Below are 13996 nucleotides of genomic sequence, written 5' to 3' on the forward strand. Positions count from 1 at the left end.
CTGCAATTCGGAGGGGATGGGATGGGGTGGCTTGTTGACGAAACCGGACTTGAGAAGAACAGGGCGAATTTTGAACCCCTGTCACCACTGTCGCATCTAAGGCGCGCCGCCGATATCCATGCCGACCGGACAGCGCTGGTGTGGAAGGGCATACGGCGCAGCTATGCCGATTATGCGCAGCGGGTCAGCCAGTTGGCCTCGGCGCTGGTGGGGCGCGGTATTGCACCCGGCGATGTGGTGGCGACGCTGCTGCCCAATATCCCGCAACAGGCCGAGGCGCATTTCGGCGTGCCCGCCTGTGGCGCGGTGATCAACACCATCAACACCCGTCTGGATGCCGATACGGTCGGCTATATCTTCGGCCATGCCGGGGCGAAGATCGTGCTGGTCGATACAGCCCTGATCTCGTTGGCAGAGGCGGCGATCAAAAAGATGCAGGGCCCGGCGCCGCAAATCGTCGAGGTGGCCGACCGCGAAGCGGGTTTCAGCCCGACTGGTCACTATCTGGAATATGAAGAACTGATGGCCGAGGGCGACCCGTCTTTCGACTGGATCCTGCCGCAGGACGAATGGGAAAGCCTGGCGATCAACTACACTTCGGGCACGACGGGGCGGCCCAAGGGTGTCGTCTCGCATCATCGTGGTGCCTATCTGGCAACGATGGCCAATGTGATCGCCTGGCGGATGCAGTTGTTCCCGGTCTATCTGACCATCGTGCCAATGTTCCACTGCAACGCCTGGTGCCACCCCTGGATGATTCCGATGATGGGCGGCACTGTGGTCTGCTGTCGCGACATCACGGCCAAGGCGATTTATGAGTCCATAGCCGACGAAGGGGTGACGCATTTCGGCGGCGCACCCATCGTGCTCAACACCCTGATCAACGCGAAAGACGAAGATCGCCGCAGCTTTGACCATGTGGTCGAGGTGTTCACCGCAGGCGCCCCGCCGCCCGCCGCCACGCTTGCCGCGATCGAGCCGTTGGGTTTCAACGTCACACAGGTTTACGGCCTGACCGAAACCTACGGCCCGTCCACCGAATGCCTGTGGAAACCCGAATGGGAGGGCAAGACCGGCGAGGATCGTGCGGCCTACAAGGCCCGCACCGGCGTGGCCATGGTCGCGCTGGAGGGGGCAGAGGTGCATGACACCCATGGTCAGCCCGTCGCCCGCGACGCGGCGCATCTGGGCGAAATCTCTTTGCGCGGCAATATGGTGATGAAGGGCTACTACAAGAACCCCGAAGCCACCGCCGAAGCGTTCAAGGGCGGCTGGTTCCGGTCCGGTGACATCGCGTTCCAGCACCCGGATGGCTATATCAAGATCACCGACCGCGCGAAGGACATCATCATTTCGGGCGGCGAGAATGTGTCCTCGGTCGAGGTGGAGGGCGCGTTGATGCACCATCCCGCCGTCAGCCTCTGTGCTGTGGTAGCCAAGCCGGACGAGAAATGGGGCGAAGTGCCCTGCGCCTTTGTCGAGCTGAAACCCGGTGCCGAGGCGACGGAGGATGAGCTGATCAAGTTCTGCCGTGCCCGTCTGGCAGGTTTCGCCACGCCCAAGGCAGTGGTGTTCTGCGATCTGCCCAAGACCTCGACCGGCAAGATCCAGAAATTCGAGCTGCGCGCCGTGGCCAAGCTGATGGCGCAGCAAGGATGACCCTGCGCGCAGAAACGCCGCAGGACGCGGCGGAAATCTCGGCGCTGACCAGCGCCGCCTTTGCCACGGAGGCCCATGCCAGCGGCACCGAGGCACAGATTGTGGAGCGGCTGCGCAAGGCTGATGCGCTGCTGCTGTCCATCGTCTGCGAGGAGGGCGGGCGGCTGGTCGGCCATATCGCCGCCTCGCCAGTGCTTGTCGGCGGGCAGCCGGGCTGGGCCGGGATCGGCCCGCTTTCCGTCTTGCCCGATCTGCAACGCAGCGGGATCGGCTCTGCCCTGATGACAGAGGCGCTGCGCCAGTTGCGAGCGCTGGGACAGGGCGGCGTCGTGCTGGTGGGCGATCCGGGCTATTACACTCGCTTCGGTTTTGTGGCCGATCCGGCGTTGCATGTGCGCGGCATACCAGCGGAATATGTGCTGTCACAACCCTTTGCCTCCCGGCGTTCCGGTGGGATCCGTTTTCATCCCGCCTTCGGTCTGGAAGGATAAGGGCCTTCCGGCGCGGGATGCGGTTGTGACCCCGATTCAGACAGGCTAAGCTTTCTGAAACGTGGCAAAAAAGGCCCTCAATGCGCAGCACGGCGCTGAAGAAATATCAGAAGCTGGAAAGCTCGGGTCTCTGGCGAGAGGCACCGGAACTGCAGCGCCGTGAGGTGGTTGTGGCCTTTGGCGAAGCATCGCTGACACTGTCTGATCCGCGCACCGAAACCGCACTGTCCCACTGGTCGCTTCCCGCCGTGGAACGGATCAATCCGGGTGAATTGCCCGCACTTTACGCCCCCGGACGCCAGGCGCTGGAAACGCTGGAACTGGAAGACCCCACGATGATCGCCGCGCTGGAAACCGTGCGCAGCGCCGTGGCGTCAGAGCGGCCTAAGCCGGGACGGCTGCGCGGGCAGTTGCTGTTGGGGGGCACTTTGCTGGTGGTGTTGCTGGCGGCGGCCTTCCTGCCAGGGGCACTGATCGAACATACGGCGACCATGGTACCCGCGGCAATGCGTCAGAACATCGGTCAGGTGGCGCTGAACGATCTGTCACGCGTGACAGGCGCCCCCTGCGCCGATCCCTCCGGGCAGGCGGCGTTGGACCGGCTGGCGATACGGCTGTTCGGCGAAGATCCGCCACAATTGCGCGTGCTGCCAGATGGCGCGGCGCTGGCCATGCATCTGCCCGGGCGCATCATCACGCTCAACCGCAGCCTGATCGAGCAAGAGAATGGGCCAGAGGTCGCCTCGGGCTTCGCACTGGCCGAGGCGGCGCGCGCGGCGGCCAGTGATCCGCTGGTGCCCCTATTGCGCCACGCCGGATTGCGGGCAACCTTCACCCTGCTGACCACCGGCCAACTGGACCCTGCGGCGATCGAAGGCTACGGCGCAGAATTGCTGTTGCAGCGCCCACTGACCCTTGCCGCCGAACCGCTGCTGGACCAGTTCGAGGCTGCAGGCGTGCCCGCGACCCCTTACGCCCGTGCGCTGGACCCGACAGGCGAAGCAACTCTGGCCCTGATCGAGGCGGATCCTTTCGCCAAAGGAACCCCTGGCCCCATTCTCGCAGATGGTGACTGGATCAGCCTTCAGGCAATCTGCGCGGAGTAAAGCCCCCCGGCAGGCAAGCTACCGGAGAATCAAGGTCCAGACTGCTCTGTGCGACCTGAAATTGGCTCGGGGCTTAACGCAGGAAGGCATCCCCGAACCCGGCAGAACGGGCAGCGCGCAGCGCAGCCTGAGCCTGTGAAGCATCCGCAAACGGGCCTGCCAGCACGATCTGTACCGGCTTTCCGCCCTGCTTCGCGCGCGCCGTTCCGGTCGGCAGACCTGCGGCGCGCAAACGTGCCCGCGCGCCATCTGCATTGGCGGGAACACCAAAGCTGCCAACCTGCACATAAATCTTGCCGCCCACTGCTGCGGCGGCCGCCTTGGGTTCGGAATGGGTTGAGATTTGCACCATCGGGCGCGGGGTCTTGGTGGAAATGACGACACGCTGGCCCGGCACAACCTGCTGCACCACCAGTTGAGCCGGAACTTCACGCGTCCAGACACGATCCTGCTCGCCCTGCCCTGTCACGGTGCCCTGCCCGCGATACGGATTCAGCCGGTCATCCTTCCAGGCAAGCTTGTAGCCTTTGGGCACGACAACCTCGGTCAGTTGCGCCTCGGGGGCGGGGGCGTAGGTGACAGCCGCCCCGCCCGCCACGCGCACAGGGGCAGCCCGCACAACAGCAGGTGCAGGCACAGAGGGCGCCTCTGCGCTGCGCCGCACAGCCTGCCCAGCCGGAGGATAAAGACCCGCACCGACGCGGGCACCTTCGCCCATTGCAACCGTTCCGTAGATCGGCGCGCGCACACCGTTCAGCGTGCCGTCGCCGCGCGTACACAAAACCGCAGTGCCCCCGTTCGACAGCGCCACCACTTTCGGCACCGGCGCGCTTTTGAAACAGCCGATCTTGCCGGCACCGATCTGCATCGGAACGAACACCGGATCGACGGGGCGCGGCGCAGCCGTATTCATCACCACCGCACGAGGTTGCGCCTGTGGCTGCACAACAGGGGCAGGCAAGGCGCGGGTAGAATAGCTGCTGTCGGCCGACATCACGGCCGCAGGAGGAGCCACGCGAATCTTTGGCGGGGTTTTCAGGCTGGCAACCGTGTCGATGGGTTTGCCCACCGCAGGGCTCGGGGCGGGTTGCGGGGCTTGGGCAACCACAGCAGGTGGGGCAACCTGCACCGGCTTGGCCATGGCCTGAAGGGTCGGCGGATAGCCGCACAGCGCCTTGCGGTTCGAGCTGACGCGCGGCACCCATGTCGTGCGCCCGCTCAGCCCCGCGCGCAGGAAAACACAGCCGCGGCTATCCACATACATTTGCCCCTTGAAGCCGGCGGGGGGAAGCTCGGCAGGACCACCGATCTGCGCCACCGTTTGCGCTTGCGCAACAGTTACCCCAGCGACGGCCGCGAAAACGGCAGCAGTGACAATCCTGCGAAACATATCTTCACCCCAAGTGCTTGAGCGAATCATGCGGCAGGATTGTCGCTGAGTAAAGAGGTAATCCCTTATTTAGTGCCGAACATGCGGTCCCCCGCATCTCCTAGCCCGGGGACAATATATCCATGGTCATTGAGGTGCGAATCCAACGAGGCCGTGACAATCGGCACGTCGGGATGCGCCTCTTTCATGCGCTGCACCCCTTCCGGTGCCGCCAGAAGGCACAGGAAGCGGATATTCTTTGCCCCCGATTGTTTCAACAGATCAATCGCCGCCGCACTGGAATTGCCGGTGGCCAGCATCGGGTCCACCACGATGCACATCCGCTCTTCAAGCTGATCCGGCACCTTGTAATAGTATTGGACCGGCTGCAGCGTTTCCGGGTCGCGATACAATCCGACAAAGCCCACCCGTGCTGCCGGGATCAGTTCCAGAATACCATCGAGCAGCCCGTTGCCCGCCCGCAGGATCGAGATCAGCGCCAGTTTCTTGCCGTCGATGCAGGGGGCATCCATCGGCTCCAGCGGCGTGTCGATCCGCGTGGTGGTCATCGGCAATTCGCGCGTCACCTCATAGGCCAGCAGCAGGCTGATTTCGCGCAGCAGCCGCCGGAACCCTGCGGTCGAGGTTTCCTTGTCGCGCATGATCGACAGCTTGTGCTGCACCAGCGGATGATTGACGATAGTCAGATGCGGCAGCGGTGCAGCGGTCATTGGGCAGTCTCCAGTTTCTTGGCAAGGGCTTGGCGGGTGTCAGCATCGCAAAAGGCGGCCTCCAGCGCGGTCCGGTTGAGCGTGGCGAACACGCCATCATCCCACTCGAACGCGTCGTGCAGCCGGTCCCATTCGCGGGCCATGGTGGTGTGGAAGAACGGCGGGTCATCGGTTGAAACCGTCACCTTCACGCCGCGATCATACAACTGGCCGATCGGGTGGCTGCGCCAGTCCGGGTAAAGGCCAAGTGCGATGTTGGAGCCGGGGCAAACCTCCAGCACGGTGCCGCGTTCCGCCAGTTCATCGACCAGCGCCAGGTCTTCGATGGCGCGCACCCCGTGCCCGATGCGCGTAGGGTTCAGCGCCTTGAGCGTGGCGCGAATATGCTCCGGCCCGCGCCATTCACCTGCATGGGCGGTGATGCCCAGCCCCGCCTCGCGGGCACAATCGAAGGCCCACAGAAAATCCTCGGGCTCGCAAACCTTCTCGTCGCCCGCAATGCCAAAGCCGGTGACGAAACGCCCGGCGGTTTCCGCCGCACAGCGCGCGGCCTCTTTCGCCTTGTCCGGGCCGAAATGGCGGATCGGGGTGACGATGGCGCGCAGGGTAATGCCAAGTTCAGCCTCGGCCTGTGCCGCCGCATCCTCGATGGCGGCCAGATAATCGCGCCATGCCACCAGATCGCGCCCGCCGCAAAAATCGGGGCTAAGGAAAGTTTCCGCATAGATCACGCCACTTGCGGCGCATTCTTCCAGCACGGCCAGCGTCAGGCGATGGTAATCCATCGGGCTTTGCAGCACCGAGGTCGCCGCCTCGTACACCTTCAGGAAATGCCAGAAGTCACGATAGGTGTAATGCCCCCGCTCGTCGAAAATGCCCGAGATGTCGACTTTCCTTTCCTGCGACAGCCCGCGAATGAAGGCGGGCGGCGCGGCCCCTTCCAGATGCAGATGCAGTTCCAGTTTCGGATGGGATTTCAGGCTCATAGGAAGCTCCGCCCCGGGCCTTGCGCCGGAATGTCCAGATGCGCGGCCAGACTGGTGGCCACATCGGTGAAGGCGCAAAGCCCGATCTCTCCCGCGCCCTTTCCTGCAATCAACACCGGCACCCGTTCGCGCGTGTGTTCGGTGCCGGGGAAGGTGGGATCGTTGCCATGATCGGCTGTAAACAGCGCCAGATCGCCCGGTTGCAGCCGCGCCAGAAACGCCCCGGCGCGCGCATCGAACCGTTCCAGCGCGCGGGCATAGCCCGACACGTCGCGCCGGTGGCCATACAGGCTGTCAAACTCGACGAAGTTCGCAAAGGTCAAGGAACCGGGCTCTGCCTCAGCCACAAGCCGGTCCAGATGATCGAAAAGTGCAGCGTCATCCTTGCCCTTGTGCAGACGAGAGATCCCCCGATGCGAGAAGATGTCACCGATCTTGCCAATGGCATGGGTCACACGCCCCGCCCCGGCGGCCCAATCCAGCAGGGTCGGCGCCGGGGGGGCGATGGCAAAATCGCGTCGGTTGGCGGTGCGGGCAAAACTGCCCGGCGCCCCCACGAAGGGCCGCGCGATCACCCGCCCGACCTTCATCGCATGAAGGCTGGGCGCCAGCGCCTGACACAGCGCAATCAACCGCTCCAGCCCGAAGGCCTCTTCATGCGCGGCGATCTGAAACACGCTGTCGGCCGAGGTGTAGCAGATCGGCCAGCCCGTGCGCAGATGCTCCGCCCCGAGCCGGTCGATGATCGCCGTGCCGCTGGCATGGCAATTGCCCAGAATGCCATCCGTCCCCGCAAGGGCGCAGACCCGCGCGACCAGATCGGGCGGGAAAGCAGGCTGCGTATCGGGGAAATAGGTCCAGTCCCATGGCACCGGCACGCCCGCCAGTTCCCAATGCCCAGATGGCGTATCCTTGCCCGGCGACACCTCGCTCGCCGCCCCCCAAAATCCGCGCGGTACCGCCGTCAGCCCCGGCACCTCGGCACCGCTGGCCAGACGGCACGCCGCCCCCAGCCCCAGCGCATCCAGATGCGGCAGCCGCAACGGGCCGCTGCGCCCGACCTCGGCCCGCCCCGCCGCACATGCGGCGGCGATATGGCCAAGCGTATTCGACCCCGCATCGCCAAAAGCGGCCGCATCCGGCGCACCGCCGATACCCACACTATCCATCACGATCAGAAAGGCGCGCGCCATCAGCCGATCCTTTTCCAGACCAGAGGCGGCTCTTCCGGGCAGATCTCGGCCAGTTCATAGGCCGCCACAACCGCCTGCGCGGCGGCATCGGCATCGGCTTCGCTGGCGGCATGGATGATGGCCAGCGGCACGCCCCGGTGCATTTCCTCGCCCAGCCCCGCCAGATCGGACAGGCCAACGGACGGGTTTACCCGGTCTCCGTCGCGCAACCGCCCGCCCCCCAGATGCACCACCGCCTGCCCCAGCGCAAAGCCGTCAATGGCAGAGACAAAGCCGTCCCGCGGCGCCAGCACTTCGCGCATCACCGGGGCCGAGGGCAGCCGGTCCGGCCAACGATCCACGAAATCCGCAGGCCCGCCCTGCGCGGCGACCATCCGCCCGAAATATTCGGCAGCCGCCCCGCTTTCCAGCGCCCGCTCGATCCGCGCCACCCCATCCAGCGCATCATCGGCCAGCCCACCCAGCGCCAAAGCCTCGCCACCCAGCGCCGCCGTCAGATCCCACAGCGCCGCATTGACCGACGTGCCGGTCAACGTCTCCATCACCTCGATCACCTCCAGCGCATTGCCCGCCGCCGTGGCCAGCGGCTGCGACATGTCGGTGATCAGCGCCGCCGTCATGCAGCCCGCCCCCTGCGCCGTCTTGACCAGCGCGCGCGCCAGGGCCTCGGCCTGATCCATCGTGCGCATGAAGGCGCCCGAGCCCATCTTCACATCCAGCACCAGCGCCTCCAGCCCCGCCGCCAGCTTTTTCGACAGAATGGAGGCGGTGATCAGGTCAATGCTTTCCACCGTCGAAGTCACATCGCGGATCGCGTAAAGCCGCCGATCGGCTGGGGCGATTTCGGCACTGGCGGCCACGATGGCGCAGCGGATATCCGTGATCTGCTGGCGCAACTGGTCTTCGCTCAGCGCGGTGTGAAAGCCGGGAATGGCCTCCAGCTTGTCGAGCGTGCCGCCGGTATGGCCCAGCCCCCGCCCCGAGATCATCGGCACATAGGCACCGCAGGCCGCCAGCGCCGGGGCCAGCATCAACGAGATGCAGTCGCCGATCCCCCCGGTGGAGTGTTTGTCCAGCACCGGGCCAGGCATGTCCCATTCCAGCACCTTGCCGGAATCGCGCATCCCCTCGGTCAACGCCACGCGCCCGGCTTCGCCGAGGCCCTTCAACACGACAGCCATGGCAAAGGCCCCGGCCTGCGCATCGGTCACAGCGCCAGAGGCCAGACCAGCCGCGAACCAGCGCAGTTCCTCCACCGACGGGCGGCCCCCATCGCGCAGCTTGGCGATGATTGTGCGAGCGTCGGTCATGTGCGTTCCATGTGGGCCGCCGAGAAGACACCGGGTAACAGCTCTGCCACCGTCATGGTCAGCGCCTTGCCATCCGTGGTGCAAAGCGTGACCTGCACGTCCTGCGCCGCGAATTCAGCAAGTTTCTGGCGGCAGCCACCACAGGGCGGCACCGGCGACGGGCTGTCGGCGATCACGCAAACCTCTGCGATCCGCGTTTCGCCCGCTGCAACCATGGCGGCAATGGCACCGGCTTCGGCGCAGGTGCCTTCGGGATAGGCGACGTTTTCGACATTGCAGCCGGAATAGACGGCGCCCGAGGCCGTACGGATCGCCGCCCCGACCTTGAAACGCGAATAGGGCGCGTAAGCGTTCTCACGAACCTTGGTAGCAGCGTCAAGCAAGGGCATCGGCAACACTCCGGGGATTTGACCAGTCAGTCGGGATTGTGCGGCAGGCCAAGGCGATCTGCAAGCGCCGCCCTTGCAACCAGAGCATCCCCGCCCTGCGCAACGTATCCGCCATTGTGTGCGAGGCCGCGTTGGCGCTAACTGTCACGGGGCGGAGGATCAGCAGCCTGTTGAAACAGCCGTTGGCGCAATCAGTCTTGCGTCAATCAAAAAGTAGTTTAAGGGTAAACCAAATTTCCCGGAGGGCCCGATGGAAGAGGCACGGCACGACAACGCGCGCCAGGCGGCGCTGGACTATCACCAGTTTCCCAAGCCCGGGAAGCTTGAAATCCGCGCGACCAAGCCGCTGGCCAACGGCCGCGACCTGAGCCGCGCCTACAGCCCTGGCGTGGCCGAGGCCTGCCTGGAGATCAAGGCGGATCCGGCCACGGCAAGCCTTTACACCGCACGCGCGAACCTCGTCGCGGTCGTCACCAACGGTACGGCGGTTCTGGGGCTGGGCAATATCGGCGCGCTGGCCTCCAAGCCGGTGATGGAGGGCAAGGCGGTTCTGTTCAAGAAATTCGCCAATATCGACTGTTTCGACATCGAGCTGAACGAGCCAGACCCCTACAAACTGGCCGACATCGTCTGCGCGCTGGAGCCGACCTTTGGGGCGATCAACCTTGAAGACATCAAGGCGCCGGATTGCTTTATCGTGGAAAAGCTGTGCCGCGAGCGGATGAACATCCCGGTCTTCCACGATGACCAGCACGGCACCGCCATCGTGGTGGGCGCTGCGGCGACCAATGCGCTGCATGTAGCCGGCAAGCGGTTCGACGAGATCAAGATCGTGTCCACCGGCGGTGGTGCTGCAGGCATCGCCTGCCTGAACATGCTGCTGAAACTGGGCGTGAAGCGCGAGAATGTCTGGCTCTGCGACATCCACGGTCTGGTTTACGAAGGCCGTGAACAGGATATGAACCCGCAGAAGGCCGCCTATGCCCAGCCTTCTGACAAGCGCATGCTGGCCGAGGTGATTGACGGCGCCGATCTGTTCCTTGGCCTGTCCGGCCCGGGTGTGCTGACGCCCGAAATGGTGGCCCGCATGGCGCCCAACCCCATCGTCTTTGCGCTGGCCAACCCGACGCCAGAAATCCTGCCCGACGAGGTGCGCAGGGTGGCGCCCGGCGCGATCATCGCCACAGGCCGCAGCGATTTTCCCAATCAGGTCAACAACGTCCTGTGTTTTCCCTTCATCTTCCGGGGCGCGCTGGATGTGGGGGCAACCCAGATCAATGACGAGATGCAGATCGCCTGCATCGACGGCATTGCGGCCTTGGCCCGCGCCACCACCAGCGCCGAGGCCGCCGCCGCCTATCGTGGCGAAACGCTCAGCTTCGGGCCCGATTACCTGATCCCCAAGCCCTTCGACCCGCGCCTGATCGGCGTTGTCGCCTCTGCCGTGGCCAAGGCCGCGATGGAAACCGGCGTCGCCACCCGCCCGATCAGCGATCTGGACGCCTACCGCGAACGGCTCAACGGCTCGGTGTTCAAATCGGCACTGATCATGCGCCCGGTGTTCGAAGCTGCACGCAAGGCCACACGCCGCATCATCTTTGCCGAGGGCGAAGATGAACGGGTGCTGCGCGCCGCGAATGCAATGCTGGAAGAAACCACCGACAAGCCGATCCTGATCGGGCGCCCCGATGTCATCGCCACACGCTGCGAACGCGCTGGCCTGCCGATCCGCCCCGAACGGGATTTCGAGATCGTGAACCCGGCAAGCGACGCCCGCTATCGCGATTACTGGGGCAGCTACCACGAGTTGATGGCCCGCCGTGGCGTGACACCCGATATTGCCCGCGCGATCCTGCGCACCAACAGCACCGCGATTGCGGCCATTGCCGTGCATCGCGGCGATGCCGACAGCATGATCTGCGGCGCCTTCGGGCAGTATCTGTGGCACCTGAACTATGTGACGCAGGTTCTGGCGCGGGACGGGCTCAGCCCCCATGGCGCGCTGAGCCTGATGATCATGGAAGACGGGCCGCTGTTCATCGCCGACACGCAGGTCAACCCGGTGCCCACCCCCGAACAGATCGCGGCCACCACGCTGGGCGCGGTGCGGCACGCCCGCCGCTTTGGCGTGGTGCCAAAGGTCGCGCTGTGTTCGCATTCCAACTTTGGCAATCTGGAATCCGACTCCGGGCGCCGGATGCGCGCCGCGATGGACCTGCTGGATGCCGAGACGCGCAGCTTCGTCTACGAAGGCGAAATGAGCATCGACGCCGCGCTCGACCCCGAGTTGCGCGCCCGCATCTTCCCCGGCTCACGGCTCGACAAACCCGCCAACATCCTGATCTTCGCCTATTCCGATGCGGCCAATGCGGCGCGCAACATGTTGCGGATGAAGGCGGGCGGGCTGGAGGTTGGGCCGATCCTGATGGGCATGGGCAACAAGGCCCATATCGTCACGCCCTCGATCACCTCGCGCGGACTGCTGAACATCTCGGCCCTCGCCGGGACACCGGTCGCACATTACGGCTGAACGCGCCCGAGAATCACCTGAAAGGCACCGCTGCGGCGGTGCCTTTTGCATTGCGGTGGAATCATTCCTGCCATGTGGCCCCTGCAAAGCAGGTCATCTTTGCAAACCCCGCCTTGCCGCAAGTATTTTATGGCATTTCCGTACAGTTTGCAAAAATTTGCGGGCAGACTTCCGCCAAATCTGCAAATATTTTCCTGCCCATCCGCTCCGCTATCGGTAACAGCGTTGCGCGAAGCCCCCCCGCTCGCGTAACAAATGCGCAATACCGAGGAGGAGGCATACAATGGCATACCGTGGCGCCTATGCAGAGATCTATGACGGCTGGAAGGCCGATCCCGAAGGTTTCTGGCTGAAAGCGGCAGGCGGGATCGACTGGGTGAAACCCCCGACCCGCGCGCTGAACGCCGACAACGCACCGCTTTACGAATGGTTCACCGATGCCGAGGTCAATGCCTGCTGGAACGCGGTAGACCGCCATGTTCTGGCCGGGCGCGGCGATCAACTGGCCATCATCCATGACAGCCCGGTTACCCATACCAAGCATGGCATCACATACAAGGAACTGCTGGACCGCGTTTCCAGCCTTGCCGGGGCGCTGAAAGCCAAGGGGATCGAAAAGGGCGACCGCGTCATCATCTACATGCCGATGGTCCCCGAGGCACTGGAGGCGATGCTGGCCTGTGCCCGTCTTGGCGCCATCCACTCGGTGGTGTTCGGCGGTTTTGCCGCGAACGAACTGGCAGTGCGGATCGACGACTGCAAGCCCAAGGCGATCATCGCCGCCTCCTGCGGGATCGAGCCGAACCGCGTCGTCCATTACAAGCCACTGCTGGATGGGGCTATCGAACTGTCTGCGCACAAGCCCGATTTCTGCGTGATCTTCCAGCGCGAACAAGAGGTTGCCAAGCTGATCGAAGGGCGCGATGTCGCCTGGCACACCTTCCAGTTCGGCGTTGAACCTGCGGATTGCGTGCCGGTTTCGGGCGATCACCCTGCCTATATCCTGTATACATCGGGCACCACCGGCGCCCCCAAAGGCGTGGTGCGCCCGACGGCAGGCCATCTGGTGGCACTGAACTGGTCCATGCGGGCAATTTACAACGTCGGTGTGGGCGACGTGTTCTGGGCTGCCTCGGATGTGGGTTGGGTCGTGGGCCACAGCTACATCACCTATGGGCCGCTGATCGCGGGCTGCACCACCATCGTGTTCGAGGGCAAGCCGGTGGGCACCCCCGATGCCGGCACCTTCTGGCGGGTGATTGCCGAGCATAAGGTGAAAAGCTTCTTCACCGCGCCGACTGCCCTGCGCGCCATCAAGCGCGACGACCCGGAAGGCAAACTGATCGAGGATTACAATCTGAAGGGTCTGCAGGCGCTGTATCTCGCCGGTGAACGTGCCGACCCCGACACCATCCAATGGGCACAGCGCCATCTGCAAGTGCCCGTGATCGACCACTGGTGGCAGACCGAAACCGGCTGGGCCATCGCGGCCAACCCGCTGGGGATCGAGGAACTGCCGGTGAAGATCGGCTCTCCCTCGGTCGCCATGCCGGGCTATGACGTGCAGGTGCTGGACGAAGGCGGTCACCCGGTTTCCGCCGGTACACTGGGGGCCATTGCGATCAAGCTGCCGCTGCCCCCCGGCACGCTGCCGACCCTGTGGAACGCCGATGAGCGGTTCAAGAAAAGCTATCTCACGCATTTCCCCGGCTATTACGAGACGGGCGACGCGGGCTATATGGACGAAGATGGCTATCTCTACATCATGGCACGCACCGATGACGTGATCAACGTCGCCGGTCACAGGCTCAGCACCGGCGCGATGGAAGAGGTTCTGGCGGGCCACAAGGACGTCGCCGAATGTGCCGTGATCGGCGTTTCGGATACGCTCAAGGGTCAGTCGCCCCTCGGTTTCCTCTGCCTTAACAAAGGCGCGGATCGCGATCCCGCCGATGTGGTGAAGGAATGTGTCACCCTGATGCGCGAAAAGATCGGCCCTGTGGCGGATTTCAAGCGCGCCATCGTGGTAGATCGCCTGCCGAAAACCCGTTCAGGCAAGATCCTGCGTGGCACCATGGTCAAGATCGCTGATGGCGAAGACTACAAGATGCCCGCCACGATCGACGATCCGGCGATCCTCGACGAGATCCGCGTGGCGCTGCAAAGCCTCGGCCTCGCCAAAGCCTGACAAGTTTAGATGCGCGTCCCCAGCGCGCATCCCTGCGCCTCCGT

General features: G+C 64.4%; 11 protein-coding genes. 5 read left to right on the top strand and 6 right to left on the bottom strand.

The window, feature by feature from the left end; all coding sequences use genetic code 11:
* Positions 1–21: 21 nt before the first annotated feature.
* The 3 genes from BMX43_RS11850 to BMX43_RS11860 all read left to right on the top strand — a co-directional run bounded on the left by BMX43_RS11850 (position 22) and on the right by BMX43_RS11860 (position 3256).
* Positions 22–1659, top strand: coding sequence for an AMP-binding protein (locus tag BMX43_RS11850; protein WP_091301617.1), 1638 nt, complete (start codon positions 22–24; stop codon positions 1657–1659).
* Complete coding sequence (locus tag BMX43_RS11855; protein ID WP_091301619.1) at positions 1656–2150, top strand: GNAT family N-acetyltransferase; 495 nt, start codon at positions 1656–1658, stop codon at positions 2148–2150. Before BMX43_RS11850 ends, BMX43_RS11855 begins: the two co-directional genes overlap by 4 nt.
* Positions 2151–2230: 80 nt before the next feature.
* Positions 2231–3256, top strand: coding sequence for a hypothetical protein (locus BMX43_RS11860; protein ID WP_091301620.1), 1026 nt, complete (start codon positions 2231–2233; stop codon positions 3254–3256).
* A 73-nt stretch (positions 3257–3329) separates the two neighbouring features.
* Here BMX43_RS11860 and BMX43_RS11865 read toward each other — a convergent pair whose 3' ends face one another.
* The 6 genes from BMX43_RS11865 to BMX43_RS11890 all read right to left on the bottom strand — a co-directional run bounded on the left by BMX43_RS11865 (position 3330) and on the right by BMX43_RS11890 (position 9234).
* Positions 3330–4520 carry an SPOR domain-containing protein gene (locus BMX43_RS11865; protein WP_175482101.1) on the bottom strand — a complete coding sequence of 397 codons (1191 nt, stop codon included), beginning with the start codon at positions 4518–4520 and terminating at the stop codon, positions 3330–3332.
* Positions 4521–4711: 191 nt separating this feature from the next.
* Complete coding sequence (upp, locus tag BMX43_RS11870; protein WP_091301625.1) at positions 4712–5356, bottom strand: uracil phosphoribosyltransferase; 645 nt, start codon at positions 5354–5356, stop codon at positions 4712–4714.
* Complete coding sequence (locus tag BMX43_RS11875; protein WP_091301627.1) at positions 5353–6342, bottom strand: adenosine deaminase; 990 nt, start codon at positions 6340–6342, stop codon at positions 5353–5355. Before BMX43_RS11875 ends, upp begins: the two co-directional genes overlap by 4 nt.
* Entirely contained in the window at positions 6339–7535 is a 1197-nt protein-coding gene (locus BMX43_RS11880; RefSeq protein WP_091301629.1) for a phosphopentomutase, read from the bottom strand. Before BMX43_RS11880 ends, BMX43_RS11875 begins: the two co-directional genes overlap by 4 nt.
* Complete coding sequence (locus BMX43_RS11885) at positions 7535–8845, bottom strand: thymidine phosphorylase (protein ID WP_091301631.1); 1311 nt, start codon at positions 8843–8845, stop codon at positions 7535–7537. The genes BMX43_RS11880 and BMX43_RS11885 overlap by 1 nt, the downstream gene beginning before the upstream one ends.
* Complete coding sequence (locus BMX43_RS11890) at positions 8842–9234, bottom strand: cytidine deaminase (protein WP_091301633.1); 393 nt, start codon at positions 9232–9234, stop codon at positions 8842–8844. The genes BMX43_RS11885 and BMX43_RS11890 overlap by 4 nt, the downstream gene beginning before the upstream one ends.
* A gap of 250 nt (positions 9235–9484) precedes the next feature.
* On the opposite strand from BMX43_RS11890, the gene BMX43_RS11895 reads away from it, so the two are divergent.
* Positions 9485–11764 carry an NADP-dependent malic enzyme gene (locus BMX43_RS11895; protein ID WP_091301635.1) on the top strand — a complete coding sequence of 760 codons (2280 nt, stop codon included), beginning with the start codon at positions 9485–9487 and terminating at the stop codon, positions 11762–11764.
* Between the two features lie 283 nt (positions 11765–12047).
* Positions 12048–13952 carry a propionate-CoA ligase PrpE gene (prpE, locus tag BMX43_RS11900; RefSeq protein WP_091301637.1) on the top strand — a complete coding sequence of 635 codons (1905 nt, stop codon included), beginning with the start codon at positions 12048–12050 and terminating at the stop codon, positions 13950–13952.
* The last annotated feature ends 44 nt before the right edge of the window (positions 13953–13996 follow it).

Origin of the sequence: Gemmobacter aquatilis (assembly GCF_900110025.1) — a bacterium.
Taxonomy (GTDB): Bacteria; Pseudomonadota; Alphaproteobacteria; order Rhodobacterales; family Rhodobacteraceae; genus Gemmobacter; species Gemmobacter aquatilis.